This window comes from Clostridium sp. CM028 (assembly GCF_030585565.1).
GTDB lineage: Bacteria > Bacillota > Clostridia > Clostridiales > Clostridiaceae > Clostridium_AD > Clostridium_AD estertheticum_B.
Window position 1 is genome coordinate 3,109,645 of record NZ_CP077766.1, and the last position, 21,452, is coordinate 3,131,096.

Annotated in this window: 17 protein-coding genes and 6 tRNA genes; 21 read left to right on the top strand and 2 right to left on the bottom strand. The window is 32.0% G+C overall.

The annotated features are described in order from the left end of the window. The first annotated feature begins 181 nt into the window (after nucleotides 1-181). The 11 genes from rpoN (at nucleotide 182) to ligA (ending at nucleotide 14,552) form a co-directional block, all read left to right on the top strand. Nucleotides 182-1,552, top strand: coding sequence for an RNA polymerase factor sigma-54 (rpoN, locus tag KTC94_RS14610; protein WP_216302031.1), 1,371 nt, complete (start codon nucleotides 182-184; stop codon nucleotides 1,550-1,552). A 157-nt stretch (nucleotides 1,553-1,709) separates the two neighbouring features. Continuing rightward, nucleotides 1,710-2,744, top strand: coding sequence for a sugar-binding transcriptional regulator (locus KTC94_RS14615; protein WP_216301897.1), 1,035 nt, complete (start codon nucleotides 1,710-1,712; stop codon nucleotides 2,742-2,744). Between the two features lie 80 nt (nucleotides 2,745-2,824). After that, the gene (gap, locus tag KTC94_RS14620) at nucleotides 2,825-3,832 is read left to right on the top strand and encodes a type I glyceraldehyde-3-phosphate dehydrogenase (protein WP_165412698.1); all 1,008 of its coding nucleotides are present in this window, start codon (nucleotides 2,825-2,827) and stop codon (nucleotides 3,830-3,832) included. A gap of 226 nt (nucleotides 3,833-4,058) precedes the next feature. After that, nucleotides 4,059-5,255, top strand: coding sequence for a phosphoglycerate kinase (gene pgk, locus KTC94_RS14625; RefSeq protein ID WP_220319585.1), 1,197 nt, complete (start codon nucleotides 4,059-4,061; stop codon nucleotides 5,253-5,255). Between the two features lie 108 nt (nucleotides 5,256-5,363). After that, nucleotides 5,364-6,110 carry a triose-phosphate isomerase gene (gene tpiA / locus KTC94_RS14630; RefSeq protein ID WP_220286094.1) on the top strand — a complete coding sequence of 249 codons (747 nt, stop codon included), beginning with the start codon at nucleotides 5,364-5,366 and terminating at the stop codon, nucleotides 6,108-6,110. 176 nt (nucleotides 6,111-6,286) lie between these two features. Continuing rightward, nucleotides 6,287-7,816: a 2,3-bisphosphoglycerate-independent phosphoglycerate mutase gene (gene gpmI, locus KTC94_RS14635; RefSeq protein ID WP_220319586.1), complete on the top strand. Its 1,530-nt coding sequence runs from the start codon at nucleotides 6,287-6,289 to the stop codon at nucleotides 7,814-7,816. Between the two features lie 126 nt (nucleotides 7,817-7,942). Then, nucleotides 7,943-9,238: a phosphopyruvate hydratase gene (eno, locus tag KTC94_RS14640; RefSeq protein WP_165412702.1), complete on the top strand. Its 1,296-nt coding sequence runs from the start codon at nucleotides 7,943-7,945 to the stop codon at nucleotides 9,236-9,238. Nucleotides 9,239-9,350: 112 nt separating this feature from the next. After that, complete coding sequence (secG, locus tag KTC94_RS14645) at nucleotides 9,351-9,581, top strand: preprotein translocase subunit SecG (RefSeq protein WP_216301901.1); 231 nt, start codon at nucleotides 9,351-9,353, stop codon at nucleotides 9,579-9,581. Nucleotides 9,582-9,767: 186 nt separating this feature from the next. Then, complete coding sequence (locus tag KTC94_RS14650; protein WP_216301902.1) at nucleotides 9,768-10,070, top strand: YerC/YecD family TrpR-related protein; 303 nt, start codon at nucleotides 9,768-9,770, stop codon at nucleotides 10,068-10,070. A 74-nt stretch (nucleotides 10,071-10,144) separates the two neighbouring features. Then, nucleotides 10,145-12,403, top strand: a complete 2,259-nt coding sequence (gene pcrA, locus KTC94_RS14655; RefSeq protein WP_216301903.1) for a DNA helicase PcrA — start codon at nucleotides 10,145-10,147, stop codon at nucleotides 12,401-12,403. 154 nt (nucleotides 12,404-12,557) lie between these two features. Further along, on the top strand, nucleotides 12,558-14,552 hold the full coding sequence (gene ligA / locus KTC94_RS14660) for an NAD-dependent DNA ligase LigA (protein ID WP_216302032.1): 1,995 nt from the start codon (nucleotides 12,558-12,560) through the stop codon (nucleotides 14,550-14,552). Between the two features lie 58 nt (nucleotides 14,553-14,610). Here the strand turns inward: ligA and KTC94_RS14665 are convergent, their stop codons facing one another. Beyond that, nucleotides 14,611-14,844 carry a hypothetical protein gene (locus tag KTC94_RS14665; RefSeq protein ID WP_220286093.1) on the bottom strand — a complete coding sequence of 78 codons (234 nt, stop codon included), beginning with the start codon at nucleotides 14,842-14,844 and terminating at the stop codon, nucleotides 14,611-14,613. A gap of 428 nt (nucleotides 14,845-15,272) precedes the next feature. Here KTC94_RS14665 and KTC94_RS14670 point away from each other — a divergent pair, with 428 nt between their 5' ends. Further along, complete coding sequence (locus KTC94_RS14670) at nucleotides 15,273-16,892, top strand: peptide ABC transporter substrate-binding protein (protein WP_220319587.1); 1,620 nt, start codon at nucleotides 15,273-15,275, stop codon at nucleotides 16,890-16,892. Between the two features lie 118 nt (nucleotides 16,893-17,010). Here the strand turns inward: KTC94_RS14670 and KTC94_RS14675 are convergent, their stop codons facing one another. Beyond that, nucleotides 17,011-18,393, bottom strand: a complete 1,383-nt coding sequence (locus KTC94_RS14675) for a hypothetical protein (RefSeq protein ID WP_253198076.1) — start codon at nucleotides 18,391-18,393, stop codon at nucleotides 17,011-17,013. A gap of 91 nt (nucleotides 18,394-18,484) precedes the next feature. Between KTC94_RS14675 and KTC94_RS14680 the strand changes: the two genes are divergently transcribed. From KTC94_RS14680 to KTC94_RS14720, 9 genes are all read left to right on the top strand, one after another. Next, nucleotides 18,485-19,459: an AIR synthase family protein gene (locus KTC94_RS14680; protein WP_220319588.1), complete on the top strand. Its 975-nt coding sequence runs from the start codon at nucleotides 18,485-18,487 to the stop codon at nucleotides 19,457-19,459. 78 nt (nucleotides 19,460-19,537) lie between these two features. Beyond that, entirely contained in the window at nucleotides 19,538-20,143 is a 606-nt protein-coding gene (locus KTC94_RS14685) for an XTP/dITP diphosphatase (protein ID WP_216301907.1), read from the top strand. 63 nt (nucleotides 20,144-20,206) lie between these two features. Next, nucleotides 20,207-20,677, top strand: coding sequence for a metallophosphoesterase (locus KTC94_RS14690; protein ID WP_216301908.1), 471 nt, complete (start codon nucleotides 20,207-20,209; stop codon nucleotides 20,675-20,677). A 260-nt stretch (nucleotides 20,678-20,937) separates the two neighbouring features. Beyond that, nucleotides 20,938-21,013 (top strand) — tRNA-Pro (locus KTC94_RS14695). A gap of 6 nt (nucleotides 21,014-21,019) precedes the next feature. Beyond that, nucleotides 21,020-21,093, top strand: a tRNA-Gly gene (locus KTC94_RS14700). A gap of 35 nt (nucleotides 21,094-21,128) precedes the next feature. Then, nucleotides 21,129-21,205: transfer RNA gene (locus KTC94_RS14705), tRNA-Arg, on the top strand. A gap of 4 nt (nucleotides 21,206-21,209) precedes the next feature. After that, nucleotides 21,210-21,285: transfer RNA gene (locus KTC94_RS14710), tRNA-His, on the top strand. An 8-nt stretch (nucleotides 21,286-21,293) separates the two neighbouring features. Beyond that, nucleotides 21,294-21,368 (top strand) — tRNA-Gln (locus KTC94_RS14715). Nucleotides 21,369-21,372: 4 nt separating this feature from the next. After that, nucleotides 21,373-21,448, top strand: a tRNA-Lys gene (locus KTC94_RS14720). The last annotated feature ends 4 nt before the right edge of the window (nucleotides 21,449-21,452 follow it).

The window sequence follows — 21,452 nt, forward strand, 5'->3', positions numbered from 1 at the left end:
AAATAAAAAATCTTAGCTTACGTTTTCTGCTGTTGTAGAAATTTGTGCTGAGATTTTTTATTTTTATTTCTAGCTTAATGCATAATCTAGGTTTATATCATTAGCTATGTTATAATATTTATAATATGAGAGGTACATGAAAATAAATAGCAACCAAAGATGAGGTGATAATAAAATGAACATTAATTTTGGTTTAAATTTGATTCAAGAACAAAAATTAATAATGACTCAAGAAATGCAAATGTCTGTTAAACTTCTTCAAATGTCAGCGTATGAGCTAGGACAATATGTAAATAAAGAGATGCAAGAGAATCCAGTGCTGGAGGAAAAAGACTTGCAAAACCACAAAAGTAATAACAATAATGAATTTGATTATAAAGAAATAATTAAATATCTTGGCAAGGATGATTATAAAGTAAAGAGCTATGCTGCAAAGAATGAAAATGAGGAAATTTCGCCATTTTATTATATTGCAGAGGAAAAATCTCTTAAAGATTATCTTAAAGAGCAAATAGGAGAACTAACGGAGCAGTATGAAATTTTAGAAATATGCAAATATATGGTGGAGAACTTAGATACCAAAGGTTATTTATCGGAAGATTTATCTGATATATGTAGGGAGCTCGGAATAACAAACGAGAATGCTGAAATTGCACTTGAAATTTTCCAATCTTTAGAGCCACAAGGAATTGGAGCTAGGAACCTAAGGGAATGTTTAAGGATTCAATTACATAATCTGGGGATAGATGATGAAAATATTTATATAATCATTGATAAGTATTTAGAATTATTGGGAGAAAATAAATACAATGATATAGCTAAGGAACTAAATGTTAAAATTTCTGAGGTTCAAAAATATGGAGATATAATAAAAACTTTAGAGCCTAAGCCGTCAAGAGGATTTTATACTGGTGAGACGGTTAAGTATATTGTGCCTGATGCTTATATTAATAAAATTGATGACCAATATTTTATTTCTATGAATGAAGATGTACTTCCTAAATTGAATATAAATAGTTTGTATAAAGAAATTATTAAAAATGAAAATGATATAGAAGCTGTAGAATATGTAAAAGATAAAATTAATAGCGCAGTGTTTCTTATTAAAAGTATTGAACAAAGGAAAAACACTGTATATAGAGTTTTGGAAGATATTTTGGCAGTTCAAAAGGAATATTTCGATAAAGGCGCTGAATATTTAAAACCAATGACGCTTAAAAAGATTGCTAACAATTTAGAAATGCATGAATCTACTATAAGCCGTGCAATTAGGGAGAAATATGTTAGTATAAATAACGGGAAAGTCATTAAAATAAAAGACTTGTTTACTAATGGCATTGCGTCAATTGTAGGTGGTGAGGATGTATCCACAACTAATATTAAGAAAACTATTAAAGAAATGGTGCATAATGAGGACCAAAAGAAGCCCTTATCAGACCAAATTATTTGTAATCGATTAAATGTAGAAGGGATGAATATTTCAAGAAGAACTGTAGCAAAATATAGGGAAGAACTTGAAATTAAAAGTTCTTGTAAGCGGAAAAGATTTTAATATTTCAGCTACGCAGGAGATGATTTAATCATGCCGTTAACAAAATGTTAACATCTTTTTTGCAAATACTAATTTAAAAAAGTTGGTATTTCATCTATAATGTTTGTGGGAGCAAAAAATATAAGCTGGGACTTAAAAAGTCCAGAAAGGTGTTCAAGTGGAGAGTATATTAAAATTACAACAAAAAATAGTGCCTGAATTAATAGAACTTCTTGAAAAACGACATGATATATTAAGGATGATATGTTATAATCAACCTATAGGACGAAGAATTTTAGCAGATCAGATGTGCATAAGCGAGAGAATAGTAAGAAATGAAATAAACTTTCTAAAGTCCCAAAACTTGATTGAGGTTAATGCACTGGGTATGTTTATAACAACTGATGGTGAAGAAATTTTAGATCAGTTAAAAGGATTTATTCATGAGATAAAAGGGTTGTCTAAAATCGAGAAATTTATTGAGAAACATTTGAAGCTACAGCAAGTTATAGTTGTTCCCGGGAACGTTGAAATTGATAAAAGTGTCCTTAAAGAAGTTGGGAAGGTAGCTGCAATTTATGTTATGGATATTATTAAAGATAACAGTATAATTGCAATAACAGGTGGATCAACAGTTAAGGAAGTTGTAGACAATTTATCTAAAAATAACAAATATACCAATGTTTTAGTGCTTCCGGCCAGGGGCGGTATGGCCAGAAATGTAGAAATTCAAGCTAATACTTTAGTGGCTAGGCTAGCAGATAAAATTGGTGGAAATTACGAATTACTACATGTACCTGATAATTTGAGCAATGATGCTTTAAAAACTATAGTAAATGAAAAAAGTATAAAAAGTATAATTGATAAGATTCGAAGTGCTGATATTCTTATTTATGGAATAGGTATCGCCAGTGATATGGCTATGAAAAGAGAAGTACCTGAAAAAGAGATAAAGGAACTTGAAGAATTAGGTGCAGTAGGAGAAGCATTTGGTCAATACTATAATGAATTAGGAGAAATAGTTCATTCTACACCTACTATTGGGGTGAAAAATGAAGATGTTACAGACAGCAAAACACTAATCGCAGTAGCGGCTGGAAAAAATAAAGCTAGAGCCATCATCGCTACTGAAATCAACCGCTTAAGCACTGTTTTAATAATTGATCAAGCGGCTGCAGAAGAAATAGTAAATATTATAGAGAAAAGAGAGTAAACTATATAATGATTTGATTAATGAAAAAATTATATATTTACATATAATTAGGTTAATAAAATTTAGGAGGTTTTGCCAAGATGGTAAAAGTAGGAATTAATGGATTTGGAAGAATAGGAAGAAATGTATTTAATGCACTAGTAAAAAATTATTCAACAGAATTAGAAGTAGTAGGAATTAATGATTTAACAGATGCTGCGACACTCGCACATCTTTTAAAATATGATTCACTTTACGGAAAATTTGACGGAACTGTAGAAGCTAAAGAAAGTGCAATAGTAGTTAACGGAAAAGAAATTAAAATATTTGCAGAAAGAGAACCAAAGAATATTGACTGGAGTTCACTTGGAGTAGAAATAGTATTAGAATCAACAGGATTCTTTACAGATGCTACTAAAGCAAGCGATCATTTATGTGTAAGTGTTAAAAAAGTTCTTATATCTGCACCAGCAAAAAATGAAGATATTACAATAGTTATGGGAGTTAACGAAGAAAAATATGATTCAGCAAAACATAACGTAATATCAAATGCATCATGTACAACAAACTGTTTAGCACCATTTGCTAAAGTTTTAGACAGAGAATTTGGAATAGTTAAAGGCTTAATGACTACAATTCATTCATATACTGGAGATCAAAGATTATTAGATGCTCCACATAGTGACATGAGACGTGCAAGAGCAGCTAACCTATCAATGATTCCAACTACAACAGGAGCAGCAAAAGCAGTAGCATTAGTTTTACCACAATTAAAAGGAAAATTAAACGGATTCTCATTAAGAGTTCCAACTCCAACAGTTTCATGTACAGATTTAGTTTGCGAAGTTTCAAAGAATGTTACTGTAGAAGAAGTAAATGCAGCATTTAAGAAAGCGGCTGAAACTGAAATGAAAGGAATACTTGGTTGTTGTGAAGAACCTTTAGTTTCAATTGATTTTAAAGGAGACGAAAGATCTTCTATAGTTGATGCTATGTCAACTATGGTTATCGAAGGAAATATGGTTAAAGTTGTTTCATGGTACGATAATGAAGCAGGTTATTCAAACAGATTAGCAGATTTAACTAAATATGTTGCAGACAGACTATAAAATTTAATTTTATTATAAAACTGTAGGAAACTGTAAGTATAGTATTAAGGTCTGGTTTTATAGTTAGTCTATGGAACCGGACCTTTTTATATTTTATTAATACAAGGTACATTCAAATAAATAGTAAGAGAGTAGTAAATAGTAAGATAGTAGGGTAGTCTATTTATATGAATGTGATTAAATTATAAGAAACTTGTATTATAAACCATATGGGAGGAGAATGTGTATGCAATTCAATAAAAAAACAATCGAGGATATTGAGGTTAAAGGTAAAAAAGTTTTAGTAAGATGCGATTTTAATGTACCATTAAAAGATGGGGTAATTACAGATGTAAATAGATTAGTAGGTGCAATGCCAACAATAAATTATTTGATAGAAAAAGGTGCAAAAGTTATTTTATGTTCACATCTTGGAAAACCAAGTGGAGAACCAAAACCTGAGCTTTCTTTAGCGCCAGTTGCTAAGAAATTAAGCGAAATGTTAAAAAAAGAAGTAGTCTTTGCAGCAGACCCAAATGTAGTTAGTGATAATGTAAAATCTGCCGTATCAAAAATGAAAGACGGAGATGTTCTATTATTAGAAAACACAAGATATAGAAAAGAAGAAACTAAAAATACAGAAAACTTTTCAAAGGAATTAGCATCCCTTGCAGATGTATTTGTAAATGATGCCTTTGGAACTGCTCATAGGGCTCATTGCTCTACAGTTGGAGTAACACAATTTATTGAGACTTCAGTATGTGGGTATTTAATTCAAAAGGAATTAAAATTTTTAGGGGATACAATAGAGAACCCTGTTAGACCTTTCGTAGCAATTTTAGGTGGAGCTAAGGTTTCTGATAAAATAAATGTTATCGAAAATTTGCTTGAAAAAGTTGATACTTTAATAATTGGTGGAGGAATGGCTTATACATTCTTAAAAGCTGGTGGATATTCTATCGGAAGTTCACTAGTTGAAGAAGATAAAGTACAATATGCTAAAGTTATGATGCAAAAAGCTGAGTCAAAAGGAGTTAAATTTTTAATACCTGTAGATAATATTGTTGCAGATAGATTTTCAGCTGAAGCAGAGCCAGTAGTTACTGAAAGTCAAAATATTGCTGATGGGTTTATGGGACTTGATATTGGACCTAAGACTTGTGAGATGTATAAAGGCGCTATTAGCATTGCTAAAACTATCGTTTGGAACGGACCAATGGGAGTATTTGAATTTGCGAATTTTGCAAAGGGAACAATAGCAGTAGCTGAGGCTATGTCAAAAGTTGATGGAACTACTATAATAGGTGGTGGAGATAGTGCAGCAGCTGTTAATCAATTAGGATTTGGAGATAAAATGACTCATATATCTACAGGTGGTGGAGCATCTCTTGAATTCTTAGAAGGTAAATTATTACCAGGAATTGAAGCTCTTACAAATAAATAGTTAAAGTTAAATAAGACATTTTAAATATTTTAATATACATTAATTGTTGTCCAGATAACAATACTAATAATTATTACTTACAATAAAAGAATACTTGGGGGTTTTTTGATGAGAAAAGGTATAATTGCAGGAAATTGGAAGATGAATAAAACTGTAGCTGAGGCTGTAACTTTAATTGAGGAAATGAAACCGTTAGTTAAAGATGCAAAATGTGATGTTGTAGTTTGTCCTACATTTTTATGTTTAGACGCAGTAATAAAGGCAAGTAAGGGTACAAATATAAAGGTAGGAGCTCAAAACATGCATTTTGAAGAAAATGGTGCTTTTACAGGTGAAATTGCACCAGGAATGCTAAAAGATATGGGCGTTGAATATGTTATAATTGGTCATAGTGAAAGAAGACAATATTTCAATGAAACTGATGAAACTGTAAACAAAAAGATTAAAGCTGCTTATAGCCATAGTATTATTCCTATACTTTGCGTAGGGGAAACTCTTAGTGATAGAGAAGGAAATATTACAGAAAAAGTCTTAGCTAGTCAAGTAAAATTAGATTTAGAAGGACTTACAAAAGAACAAGTGGAAAAATTGGTTATTGCTTATGAACCAATTTGGGCAATAGGTACAGGTAAAACTGCAACTGCTGATCAGGCTAATGATACAATTGCATTTATAAGAGCAACTGTTGGAGCTATGTTCGGAGCAGAAGTAGCAGAAAAAGTTAGAATTCAATATGGTGGATCTGTTAAACCAACAACTATAAAAGAACAAATGGGTAAATCAGATATAGATGGTGGATTAATCGGAGGAGCTAGCCTTAAGGCACAAGACTTCGCAGGAATAGTAAATTATTAAGATGTTATAGTAAATGAATCCACTAATGTGGCTAGACTACTTTAGTAGATGCAGCCACTTTAGTGGATTTAGCTACTTTAGTAGAGTAATCTACTTTAGTTAGTTAATTATAACTGTGAACTATTGATACATATACATGTATTTTGATTTTAGAAACAACGGATGGGGGAACAAAAATGTCAAAAAAACCAGTAATGCTAATGATTTTAGATGGATTCGGGTTATCAAGTAACGTAGATGGAAATGCAGTAGTTGCGGCCAGTAAACCAAACTATGACAGAATAATAAAGAAATATCCAAGTACGAAATTAAATGCAAGTGGCCTAGAGGTAGGACTACCAGCGGGTCAAATGGGAAATTCAGAAGTTGGCCACTTAAACATAGGTGCTGGTAGAATTATATATCAAGCACTTACGAAAATAACAAAAGAAATTGAAGAAGGAAACTTTTTTGAAAACCTTGCTTTTAATAAAGCTATAGATAAAGCTATTAAGGCAAATTCGACCGTGCATCTTTTAGGATTATTGTCAGATGGAGGAGTTCACTCTCATATTGATCATTTAAAAGCTTTAATAAAGCTTGCTAAGGATAAAGGTGCTAAAAATGTTTATGTTCATGCATTGTTAGACGGTAGGGATGTGCAACCAGGTTCAGCACTACAATACATAGCAGAACTCGAAGAATATATGAATACAATAGGCGTGGGTAAAATTGCTACTGTATGTGGTAGATATTATGCTATGGATAGAGATAAGAGATGGGAAAGAGTTGAACTTGCATATAATGCTATGGTTTTATCTAAGGGTGAGGAAAATACCTCAGCAATAGAGGCAGTTAAAAAAGCTATCCATGATAATAAGACAGATGAATTTGTTCTTCCGACTGTTATAATGGAAAATAATAAGCCTGTTTCAGCTATAAGTAATAACGATAGTGTAATATTCTTTAACTTTAGACCGGACAGAGCTCGCGAACTTACTAGGGCATTAAATGATAAAGTATTTAATGGTTTTAAAAGAGAAACTTTAAATTTGAACTTTGTATGTACTACGCAATATGATATAACTATAGAAAACGTTGATGTAGCGTATACGCCAGAAAGTTACACTAATACGCTTGGAGAATATGTTAGTAAAATGGGTAAAAAACAGCTCCGAATAGCTGAAACTGAAAAATACGCCCATGTTACATTCTTCTTTAATGGAGGTGTTGAGGCTCCGAATGTAAATGAAGATAGAGCATTAATTCCATCACCTAAAGTAGCAACATATGATTTATTGCCAGAAATGAGTGCGCAAGAGGTTACAGAAGAATTATTAAAGAGACTAGAAACAGATGAATACGACATGATTATACTTAACTATGCTAACCCAGATATGGTAGGTCATACAGGCGTTTTTGAAGCTGCTAAAAAAGCTATAGAAACAGTGGATGAATGCCTTGGAAAAATTGTTGAGTGCGTTCTAGGCAAGGACGGTAGCGTATTTATAACTGCAGATCATGGAAACTCTGAACAAATGCTTGATTATTCGTCTGGAAAGCCAATGACAGCACATACTACAAATTTAGTTCCATTCACATACGTTTCAAATCACAGTAATGGTCTAAAAGATAGTGGAATATTGGCGGATATTGCACCAACTATGCTCCAAGCTATGGGACTCAGTATACCAAGTGAAATGACAGGAAAATCTTTAATTAAATAGGTTAAAAGAAAACTAAATTGAATAATGTATTAGCTAAGATTAACTTAAGTTTCCGTAAAGTATAGGATTAACTTAAGTTAACTTAGGATATAATAACATAGAGAAAAAATTTGGAGGTTAGATAACATGAAAAACTTTATTGAAATAATTGATATTTATGCAAGACAGATTCTGGACTCAAGAGCATTTCCAACTGTTGAAGTGGAAGTAACACTCGAAGATGGAACGATAGCAAGAGCATCAGTACCATCAGGCGCTTCTACTGGCATATTTGAAGCGGTAGAGTTAAGAGATGGAGACAAGGATACATATAACGGTAAAGGAGTTTTAAAAGCCGTTGATAATGTAAACAATCTAATAGCTGAAGAGATAGTTGGAATGAATGTATATGATCAAATAGCAATTGACAAAGCAATGATAGATCTTGATGGCACACCTAATAAGGCTAAACTAGGTGCTAATGCAATTCTTGGAGTATCTCTTGCATGTGCTAGAGCGGCTGCTGAGTCATTAGGACTCGGACTATATCAATATATTGGTGGAGTAAATGCTAAGGTTTTACCAGTTCCAATGATGAACATTATAAATGGTGGAAGCCATGCTGACAATAATGTAGACTTACAAGAGTTTATGGTTATGCCAGTTGGAGCAACTTCTTTTAAGGACGCTTTAAGAATGAGTGCAGAAGTTTACCACTCATTAAAAGCATTATTAAAAACTAAAGGACTAGCGACTGGTGTTGGTGATGAAGGTGGATTTGCTCCAGATTTATCATCAAACGAAGAAGCTATAAAAATCATAATAGAAGCTATAGAAAAAGCTGGATATGTTCCTGGAAAAGATATTTATATTGCTCTTGATCCAGCAGCTTCTGAATTCTTTGAAGATGGAAAATACAACTTAGCTTCAGAAGGAAGAATATTAACTCCAGAGCAAATGGCTGACTACTATGTAGAACTTGTAAACAAATATCCAATTATATCTATTGAAGATGGAATGGCTGAAGAAGATTGGGAAGGCTGGAAGTACTTAACTGATAAAATAGGAGATAGAGTTCAATTAGTTGGAGATGATTTATTTGTAACCAACACTGACAGATTAAAAATGGGAATTGAAAGAAAAACTGCAAATTCAATTCTTATAAAATTAAACCAAATAGGTACATTAACTGAAACACTAAATGCTATAGAAATGGCTGAAAGGGCAGGATATACTGCAGTAGTTTCTCATAGATCAGGAGAAACAGAAGATACTTCAATAGCTGACTTAGTTGTAGCTATGAATGCAGGACAAATTAAAACTGGTGCCCCAGCTAGAAGCGAAAGAGTTTCTAAATACAATCAATTATTAAGAATAGAAGAAGAATTAGAAGAAATGGCTGAGTACAGAGGATTAAAAGCATTCTATAACATAAATAGATAATTAATTAAGAGTATAGTCTTTACAGGCTATACTCTTAAATTTTACAATTCATTGTAAACTGTCTTAGAGTATGCTAAAATAATTATGTATTCGATGAATTGGAGGTGTACACATGCATAGTTTTCTAGTAGTTTTACAGGTTATAACTTCAATTGCTATAATTGTATCCGTTATGATGCAACCTAGTAAATCAGATGGATTAAGTGGCCTTATAGGAGGAACTTCTGAAACTTTTTTTGCAAAAAATAAAACAAAAACAGCAGAATCAGTACTAGTAAGAATTACAGTAGTTTCAGCAATTTTCTTTGCTATAACTACAGTGATGTTAAATTTAGTTAAATAATATACTTATCTAAGTAATAATTTAGGTACAATCAAATAAATATTTTATACTTCACAGCAGTTTATTTAAAAAAATTTAATAAGCTGCATTTTTTTATATGATTTTTAAGTGTTCAGGTGATGAGTAGAGACCCAGTAGATGATTTAATAGTATATATGAATCTATGATTATTAGAGGTGAAGGATGATGAGTGAATACAGTTCTAAATTAGAAAGTAATGATATGGATTTCCTTTTTGATGGCATTTTAAGCCTTCAAACAAAGGAAGAATGCTATAGATTTTTTGAAGATTTATGCACTATAAATGAAATTAAAGCATTTGAGCAAAGGATTCAAGTAGCAAGAATGTTAGCAGATAAAAGGACCTATTTGGATATAGCAGGTGTAACAGGGGCAAGTACTGCTACAATAAGTAGAATCGGCAGAGCATTAAATTATGGTAGTGATGGGTATAAACTTATATTAGAGCGTTTGGAATTAGCGAAATAAGTGTATTCATTTTTAACGACATTTTAGATGCGGATAGAGAGGGACGGTTAATATAATATATAAGGAGTGGTTTCATGGATTTGAAAAGTTTGTTAAACAAAGAGCAGTGCGAGGCTGCAATAACAGTTGATGGCCCATTGCTAATATTAGCTGGAGCGGGATCTGGGAAAACTAGGGTTTTGACCTATAGAATTGCGCATATGATTCAGGATTTAGCTATATATCCGTCTCAAATTTTATCCATAACTTTTACAAATAAAGCGGCTGGTGAAATGAAGGACAGAGTGCGTTCTTTAGTAGGCAATATAGCGGATAATATGTGGATTTCTACCTTTCACTCTAGTTGTGTTAGGATTTTAAGGCGAGAGATAGATAGGCTGGGATATAATAAGAATTTCACTATTTATGATAGCTATGATCAAAAAAGTTTGATTAAACAGTGTATGAAGGAACTTCAAATAAATGAAAAAGATCTAACAGATTCAGAAATTTTAGGTAAAATATCGAGTGCTAAAAACGAACTTATTAGTCCACAAAAATTTAAAAAAGAAAATGAAAGCGATTATAGAAAAAACAAAATCGCTGATGTGTATGTTCTTTATCAAAAAAGACTAAAAGGTAACAATGCACTAGATTTTGATGATTTAATTTTTAAAGCAGTTGAACTCTTAAAAAATAATAAGGAAGTTTTGGATTTCTATCATTCAAAATTCAAGTACATTATGGTTGATGAGTATCAAGACACAAATAAAGCACAGTATGAGCTTATAAAGCTTTTAGTAGATGAGCGTGAAAATATATGCGTAGTTGGAGATGATGACCAATGTATTTATGCTTGGAGAGGTGCGGATGTCACCAACATCTTAGATTTTGAAAAAGATTATCCAAAGGCAAAGGTTGTTAAGCTCGAGCAAAATTATAGATCTTGCGGAAATATACTTATGGCAGCTAATGAAGTTATAAGGAATAATTCTCAAAGAAAAGATAAGGCTCTAAGGACTGAAAAAGATTGTGGAGAGAAAATTAATTTATATAGAGCGTTTACAGATAGAGACGAGTCAAATTTTGTAGCAAGTCAAATTAAGAGAATTATGACTGAGGAAAATAGAAGCTATAAGGACTTTGCAATTTTATATAGGATGAATTCTCAATCACGTATTTTTGAGGAGAGTTTCAGAAAAAATTTGATTCCATATAGAATAGTGGGAGGATTAAAATTCTATGATAGAAAAGAAATAAAGGATATAATGGCGTATTTAAAGCTTATTAATAACCCACTTGACGATATCGCTTTAAAAAGAATTATAAATGTGCCTAAAAGAAGTATAGGAGATGCAACTATTCAAAAGATTCAAGAATTTGCAACAGGTATAGATCAATGCTTGTATAGTGCTATTCTAGATGTAGATTTTATACCTACATTGACAACTAGAAATAAAGCATCTATAAATAAGTTTGTAAGTCTTATGAATAGCTTTATGGCCAAAAATGAAACAGGAACAGTCTCTGAGTTAATTAAATCTATAATAAGTGATACAGGGTATTTAAAGCAATTAGAACTTTCTAAGGAACCAGAGGATGAGAGCAGGGTAGAGAATATAAAGGAATTAGTATCAGATGCTGTAGAATTTGAAAGAACTTCAGAAGATAAGTCGCTTTTAACATTCTTAGAAGGAGTAAGTTTAGGTTCGAGCACTGATGACCCTGATGAAACAGTAGAGACTGCGGCAATGATGACTGTTCATAGTGCAAAGGGGTTAGAATTTCCAGTAGTATTTATGGTTGGTATGGAAAATGGGATATTCCCCGGCATGTCTTCGCTTAACAACTTTACTGAAATGGAAGAATCAAGGCGCCTGTGCTATGTTGCTATAACAAGGGCGGAGGAGAAGCTCTACATAACATCTGCCGAGAGTAGAATGGTATTTGGAAGAAATGTTGGGTATCAGCCTTCTGATTTTATCAGTGAAATTTCTCCGGATTTAAAAGAAGTTATCGGGGGAGCTAAGAATAGGACTGTGCAGGTATTAAAGAGAAAAAACACTGGAAATTCACAAAATTATAATCCGCATGGACTACTAAGTAAAACTTCGCCTCAAGATTATGCATCAGCTACAGCGAAAGGAAATGATCCAGGGCAGCAAAGTGTCAATAGTGAGAATGCTATGAATAGAGAAGCTACGGTAGGTAGGAAAGTTAGACATACTAAATTTGGAATAGGTACCATAGTGTCAAAATCGAGTTCTGATAATGATACAATGATTTCAATAGCGTTTGATAACATGGGAATAAAAAAGCTGATATTAGATAAAGCGCCTTTAGAAATGTTATAAGGCACATGAAAATAGGGCTAGCATACTGATTTGCTATTTATTTGAATGCGCTAAGGCATTTTGGATAAAATAGCTAGTGAGTGTGCTAGTTATTTTATTTCATATACCTAGCAGATGAACGTTGATTTCGTGGGAAAGGGTGTAGTTTATGAAAATTAGTGTAAAAGATGAAATTGAAGAATTAAAAAAGACAATTAAATATCACAGTGATAGATATTACAACCAAGATAATCCGGAAATATCAGATTATGAATATGATCAATTGATGCTTGCGCTTAAAGCAATAGAGAAAGAATATCCAGAACTTATCACATTAGAGTCCCCGACTCAAAACATAGGTGGAAACGCTAAAAGAAAAGCTGGGGTATTAGTAAAACATAATGTACCAATGCTCAGTTTGCAAGACGTATTTACAAAAGAAGAAGTCTATGCCTATGTAAATAAAATGATTGAAGAGCTTAGTGATCCAACATTTGTTGTTGAACTTAAAATTGATGGTTTGTCAATGTCACTACGTTATGTAGAAGGTAAATTAACAGTAGCTGTAACTCGCGGTGATGGAATCATTCAAGGTGAGGATGTCACTGAAAATGCTAAAGTAATTGGGGATGTCGTGCGGAAACTGAAAGAGCAAGTGCCATACCTCGAGATTCGTGGTGAGGTATATATGGCAAGTGCTGCGTTTGATAAGGTTAATGAGGGGCAAGAGCTATTAGGGAAAAAGATATTTGCTAATCCTCGAAACTGTGCTGCTGGTACATTGAGGCAGTTAGATAGTAAAATAACAAAGGAAAGACAATTATCTCTGTTTATTTTTAATATTCAAGACGCCAAAGGAATTGAATTTAAAACACATACCGAAGGCTATGAATGGTTAAAAAAACAGGGTGTAAAAGTTATTGAGAATTATGTGAAATGTAAAACAGCTGATGAAGTGTGGAATACTATCCAGGCTATAGGAGAAGATAGAGGTAATTTAGCATACGATATTGACGGAGTTGTTATAAAAATTGATAACTTGGAAGATAGAAAAAAGCTTGGTAATACTTCAAAAGTTCCCAAATGGGCTATAGCATATAAGTTCCCTCCAGAAGAAAAAGAAACAAAATTGATTGATATTGAACTATCAGTAGGAAGAACCGGAAGAATTACTCCTACAGCAATTTTTGAGCCAATTCGTTTATGCGGAACTTCTGTATCTAGAGCAATTCTTCATAACCAAGATTTTATCAATGATTTAGATATAAGGATTGGAGATATAATTGTTGTATACAAATCAGGAGAGATTATCCCGAAAATTAAGGCTGTAGTCAAAGAAAAACGTTCTGAGAAGTTAAATAGATTCCAAATTCCAGACCGATGCCCGGTATGTGGAACCCCCACTGTCCGTGAAAAAGATACGGCTGATATCAAATGTACAAATCCTAACTGTATGGCTCAATTAGAAAGACACATAATTAATTTTGTTGGTCGGAATGCTATGGATATAAAAGGGTTTGGTACGGCTTATATTAAGGAACTTATCCGTTTAGAATATATTAAAGATGTAGCAGATGTATATTCACTGTTTAATTACCGCGCGGAGCTTATAGAGAAAGGTATAATTGGAAAAGAAAAGAATACAGATAAATTACTAGATGCTATAGACAAATCAAGGGGAAATGAAGCACAAAGATTGCTGACAGGCCTCGGAATTCCTAATATTGGTAAGATAGCAGCGAAATCCATAATGAAGCATTATAAATCTATTGAATGTTTGCAAAATACAACATTGGATGAACTAATAGAGGTTTCTGATATAGGTGAAATAAGTGCTTTGTGTGTACTAAGATTTTTTGAAGATAATAAAAACAGAGAAATAATTGATAGGTTAAAAGAGTATGGCGTAAATATGGCCGTAGAAGACTCAAATCAGGTCGATAATCTATTTAACGGGTTAACATTCGTAGTAACTGGAACCCTTACGTCAATGGGGCGTAGTGATGCCACATTAATAATAGAAAATCATGGAGGAAAAGTATCAGGTTCTGTTTCTAATAAAACCAGTTACGTTTTAGCAGGCGAGAATGCCGGAAGTAAGCTTACCAAAGCTCAAGAGCTTGGAATTACAGTCATATCTGAAGAAGAACTAGTAAATATGTTAAAATAGTGTGGAAAATGTAAGAAAGACGTCAAATGACGTCTTCTTTATGTTGCGCTACTAATATTTATTTTTCACCTGGACTAGAAATATCTTCGACTTTAAAATCATCTTTAGGATATTCCTTGTGTCTCTGTTTTGAAGATGAGCTAGAGGCGTTTTGTAGAAGTTTTTCCAGTAAATAATTTTTATATCTTAACTGATTAAATATTTTAATTAATAAAATAAAGCCCCATATCGATGTAAGCATAAAAATTAACATGGAAAATATAGAAAAAATTCTTATAGTCAGGATTAACATGGAATAGGCCTCCTAAATACTTACATATATAAAATCTGTAAGTACATATTAATATAATAATGTACATTAAGATAAATAACAAGTCAATTTTACACAGTATAATGATTATATGTATTCATTTATATAATATATAGTTAAAATATATTACAGAATTAAGCGCAAAAAAAAAGTGTATATTGCGTATAATGCATTGAAACAAGCTTTAGAACTTCTTATTTTATTTTTAATTAAGATACGTTAAGAAAAACATATGTTTGAGCGACAGCGAGTTTATGTTTTTCAGGAGATTAATTGAAAATAAAATTAGTAGTTCTTAGCGAAGTGAATGCATTAATAGTAATATATACTTTTTTATTTTTTATTGGATATTTGATTATTTCATATATGAAAAGTTAATACTCTTAATAATACACATATTGGGGGTAATTATGAAAAAGTTATTATGTATAATGTTGATTTTTATGACGATGCTAACCAGTGGATGTATTCAAAAGAAAGTAAAACCAACAACATCTAGAAAATATTTAGTTTATAACTTGGGAGAATTGCCGGCAGACTTGCTTATGACAAATAATGATAGTGTTCGCGAAAAAGACTTGTTATTAGTTTTATTTGAAGGATTAGTAAGAGAAGATAAAGATGGTAAAATTGTACCTGCCATGGCAGAAAAAATTGAGGTTAGTAAAGACAAAATAGGGTATACCTTTAAATTAAGAAAAGATCTACATTATAACGATGGAACGTCTATAAAAGCTGATGATTTTAAAAGGTTCTTTCACAACATTTTATTGGAAAAAGGAAATATTTTTGCTAAGCAATTATATTGCATATTTGGGGCTAAGGATTTTAGTGCAGGAAAAGTAGATTTTGAAAATGTTGGTATTGTTGCAAAGGACGATTTAACATTAGAGATAAGGCTAAATAATCCTAATGAGAACTTTATAAATATCCTTAGCAATCCAGTTTTCACTTTAAGGGGAAATAATATGGATACAAGGAACTGGAAAGATAGCTACAGTCAAATTCAATATAGTGGTCCATTTATTATAAAAGAGGTAAACAAAGATGGAGAAATAAAATTAGTAAAGAACGAAAAGTATTGGAGAGCCAATGAAATTGTTAGTAATGAAATGCTATTTACTTCTATAAAGGATGAAGAGAAAGCTTTAGCAAATTTTGAAACTTCGCAGTATAGTGATACCTCAAAAATTGATGTACTTGTAAGTCCACCAATAAGTGAAGTAAGTGCCCTTAGCACGGAAAATAAAACTGAAGTTAAACTATCGCAGAGTATGTATTATATGAATTTCAATCTAAAAACTAAAAATATACTAGAAAAAAGAGATTCAGTGGATATAAATTTTAGAAATGCAATTGGTTCAATTATAGATCGGGAGTTAATTATAGAAACTATATCAGAAGATGTAGCGGTTCCAACAATAAATTATACACCTTTTACTAGGTCTAATGACAATAGTGGTAAAGTGATTTTTAATGCATCCCAGAATAAAATTAAAGGCTTAGAATATTTAAAAAAAAGTAGTAATTATGAAGAAAAACAAGAATTAGTTATGGTATATGAAAATAAAAATTTTGATACTAAAATAAGCAAGGAAATAGCTAAAAATATTAAAGAATATTTAGGTATAAAGGTAGTGTGCACTGGATACACAAAAGATGAACTCGAAAAAGTACTTAAAGAGGGAAATTATGACATAGTATTTTCAAAAAATGATGAGGAATTTGGAGACATTTATAAATTCTTTACTAGATGGACATCATATTCAAAAGATAATATTTATGGATATAAGAGTTCGGATTATGATAAAACTATAGAAAAAGCATTGATGGAGAAAACCGATAAAAATAAAGTAACAATTTATAATCATGCACAATCTATATTAGCAAAAGACTTACCATGTATACCTATATATATAGGCAATACAGTTATTTGTAAAAGAGAAAATATTAAAGATATCTATTTAACTAAAAGTGGGAATTTAGTGTTTGATTATGCTTATAAAGAGGCTAAGACTGATTCCAAATAAAATTAAGCTTTTTTTCTTATACTATGCTAATAAAAGTATATATTGCGTAGAATGCATTTTAGCCATATATACTTTTTTGTTATAGCATAATATAAGAGAAAATTATTAACTCTTAATATTAGTGAGTGTGGAAAAATATTGTTAAGAAGAATATAAACATATTTTTGCTGCTATCAAAAGATAACTTACTTTGCTTAAAGCTCTCCTTTCGTTTATTGTATACCACATTTTTAATGAATATAGAAGCTAATTCATTGGTTTCAGGTGTGGGGATTTCAGGCATTCTAAAATCATCCTCTTGTATCAAATCCTCTGATTTTAGTGAAAAATCCCTGTAATGTTCAGCGTTATCTAAAGAGGGGGACTCAGGCCAGCTTAAAATTATACCAGAATCCAAAATTTGATGTTTGAAAATATCCTGAAGCATGAAAGAATTATCTTCAATATTGTTAAAATCAGAATATATGATTTGGCTGTAAATGTATAATAAGAGCTCATCACAAGTATAATTTGTCTCTTTATCAGCACTTTCCTTTAGCAAGATACCTTTATCGGCATCGTATAAGTCTGTAAGCTTTTCATATAAATCGTCACTAGTATCTTTAAATTTAAGAATTAATGTATTATTATACATAAGCGTACAGTTTATAAAAAGCATACAGGAATGATCTAATTTAGCATTAACAATTAAAGATGGCTTAGCATTATATTGATCTATAAGCAAATCTAAAAAATCTAGCAATAGGGTTTCGCATAGTTCTAAGCCAGAGTACTTATAAAAAATATTTAATGCTAAGCATATCTTATTGAGTTCCTCAAAAGAAACATTGTAAATTTCTTCCTTATACTGAGAAAACATATCTAGGATATCTAGAGCAAATTGTTTATATTCATGCTCTTGTTTTACGTTATTATAAGTAGAATATTTGTAGTAAGCAGACATCATAAAGGCTTGATCAGAAAATTTGAATTTGTTGTTTTTATCTTCAAAATTAAATTCTTGGTTTAATGGATTAGTTAAATCTTTTTTGTCAACAAAGAGCCCATCTTTATTTCGAAAATAAGAAGCATAAAATTCTAATTGTTCTTTGCAAAGTTTAAGGTAAATAGAGCTTAGATCATATTTTGTATCATCGACGTCCTTAAAGTTATTATAATAGTCTACGAGTTCCAGTAGTGATAAAGTCATGAATGCATTACTATTAACAGTTATTTCTTTCTTTACTTTGTTCTCATTCCAATTTAACATGCCTTCTTTCGATTTTAATTTAGCATCTGCTTTTTTGTAAACACATAAAAGTGGAGAATTTAAATTAATTGTGTTAATATCAATCTTAGAAAAGGATTTAGATTTTAAATCGCGTGAGGGAATATATATGCCACATTTAGAATCGAAAACTATATCCTTTAATGATTCTTTTGATAAGTAGAAAAATTGATTTTTTATGTTAGTTTTGTTTAATGTATTGGTTTTTAAAAAAGGTCCTAGAAAATTCAACATAACACCACCATATAATTAGTACTTATATAGATAATATGATTACAATTGTTAAAATGTGCTAGATTTATGAAATTAGAAAGGAAGAATTTAAATGAAAGTTGGAAAATTAAATTGGGATGACTTAAAACAAATAATTGACAACAATAAAAGTGTTGTCCGGGGCGATGTAAGAATTAGAAGTGGAATAGGCGAAGACTGCAGTGTAATAAATTTTGGCGAATATGAGTGCGTAGTATCTACAGATCCAATAACCGGAGCTGATAAAAATATGGGCAAATTAGCAGTTCATATAAATTGCAATGATATAGCTTCTTGTGGAGTTGAGCCTGTAGGCATTTTAGTTACAATTCTTGTACCGCCAACAGCGACGATAGAAGATATAAAAAATATTATGAGTGAAATTGATGAAGAGACAAAAAAACTGAATGTGGAGATATTAGGTGGACATACTGAGGTTACAGAAGCTGTAAATAAAATAATAGTTTCATGCACTGCTATAGGAAAAGGGAAAGCACAAGGTGCTGTGGCAACTTCAGGTGCAAAAATCGGAGATGAAATTGTCGTTACCAAACTGCTTTGTATGGAAGGAACTTCAATTATAGTAAATGATCATTTAGACAGGATACAAGGCGTTTTAACTCCTAAAGAAATAGAAGTAGCTAAAGACTATATTAGTAGTATTAGTGTGGTTAATGAAGGACGTATAGCAGGAGAGTTCGGGGTTAATTCTATGCATGATATAACTGAAGGTGGTGTTCTAGGAGCATTATGGGAAGTTGCGGAGGCTAGCAATTTAGGGTTTAAGGCGTATAGTGATAAAATGCCAATTAGTGATATTACATATAAAATATGTGAAAGACTTAATATTGACCCTTTGAAATTTATATCTTCTGGAAGCATGCTAATAACGGTGGCGTCTGGGAAAGAATTGGTGGATAAATTAAATAGCAATGGAGTACAAGCTACGGTAATAGGAAAAATGACTGCGTCTAGAGGGATATTAGTAAAAGATGAAACTTGCAAAGATGTTTTGCCCCCTACTAGAGATGAGTTATTTAGTATATAATTTTTAAAATAGATTACTTTTAGAGTAGATAATGATTACTAATTATTATCTACCCTAGAGAGTTGTGAGGAGTATACAATGAGAAGATTAATAGTTGCTAGTAATAATGACCATAAAATTAAGGAAATAAAAGAAATATTATCACGGTTTCCTTTTGAAGTACTATCTTTAAAAGAAGCCAATATTAACATTGATGTAGAGGAAACAGGAAGCACTTTCATGGAGAATGCAGATATAAAGGCAAGTGAAATTTTCAAAATAGCCCATGGGGATATGGTACTTGCCGATGATTCGGGATTAGCAGTAGAATCATTAAATGGAGCTCCAGGCATTTTTTCAGCGAGGTTTGCGGGGGAACACGGAAATACTAAAGCGAATAATGAAAAATTATTGCACCTTTTAGATGGCAAAACAGAAGAACAGCGAAAAGCTAAATTCATTTGCGCAATGGTACTTATAATTAATAAAGATGAAATAGTAAAAGTACAAGGAGAGTCAGAGGGGATAATCACAGCAGATTTTAGAGGTGAAGAAGGTTTCGGATATGACCCGCTATTTTTTGTGGAAAAATTCAATAAAACTTTTGCACAGATGGAAAGTAATGAAAAAAACGCTATTAGTCATAGGGGAAGGGCACTAGATAAACTAAAAGGTGAGCTTGAAAAATTAATATATGATGTATAATTATTAGGCATCTCAAAAAAGTCTAAGATGCATATGTTATATTAATGAAGAGGGTGATTTTAAATGAGAATAGGTGTTATAAGCGATACACATGGCATTATTAGCAGCATAGAACGGCTAGGATGCGAAATAAAGGGATTAGATGTGTTGATCCACTTAGGCGATAATGTAGACGACATATCCATTATAAGAAAGCATTATAATGGAGAAATAATTAATGTTAAAGGCAATTGTGATTTTTCTACAAGTACACCTAATGACAGGGTAAAAGAAATTTGCTTAAAAAAATTTTTTTTAACTCATGGACATAGATATAGTGTAAAAGAGAGTTTGGCTAAATTAAGATATAAGGCTTTAGAAACGGGGGCTGACATAGTCTTGTATGGACATACACATATTGGAAAAATAGATTTTGAAGAAGGAATATGGTATATAAATCCTGGAAGTGCGTCACTACCAAGAGATGGAGCTCGGAGCTTTGCTATTATAAGTATCAACCAGGGATGCATAGAGCCAAATTTGATAAGATTCTAGTTGTTTATAGCTAGGTATTTTAAATGTGAACTTCTAAAATTTTAGTTTTTTTAATCAGACTAAAATAAGTTAAAATAAAAAATAACAGGTTGATAGGATTTATTTTAATATTAAAATGAGAAAGTTTTAAAAAAAGTATTGACGTATTAAAACATATGGTGTAGAATAATCCATGTCGTCAGAAAAAATCATTGAATTTAAATGGTTATGAGGTCAGGATTAATTTAGGACATTAAATGGTTTTAAAGTTTAATGGGTAGCGGGGTGTAGCGCAGCTGGGAGCGCGCGTGGTTTGGGACCATGAGGTCGCAGGTTCAATCCCTGTCACCCCGACCACTATATGCGGGTATAACTCAATGGTAGAGTGTTAGCCTTCCAAGCTAATTACGAGGGTTCGATTCCCTCTACCCGCTCCAAATATATTAATGTTTATTTAAACACTAATATACAAGCATCTTTAGCTCAGTTGGATAGAGCAACGCCCTTCTAAGGCGTGGGCCAGGGGTTCGAATCCCTTAAGATGCACCATACGGTGGACGTAGTTCAGTTGGTAGAGCGCCAGTTTGTGGTACTGGTTGTCGTGGGTTCGAGTCCCATCGTCCACCCCATTTAATGCTGGGGTATCGCCAAGCGGTAAGGCACCACACTTTGACTGTGGCATCCGTAGGTTCAAATCCTGCTATCCCAGCCAATAAGGTTTACTAGCTCAGTTGGTAGAGCACATGACTTTTAATCATGGTGTCCGGGGTTCGATTCCCCGGTAAGCCACCAAAAT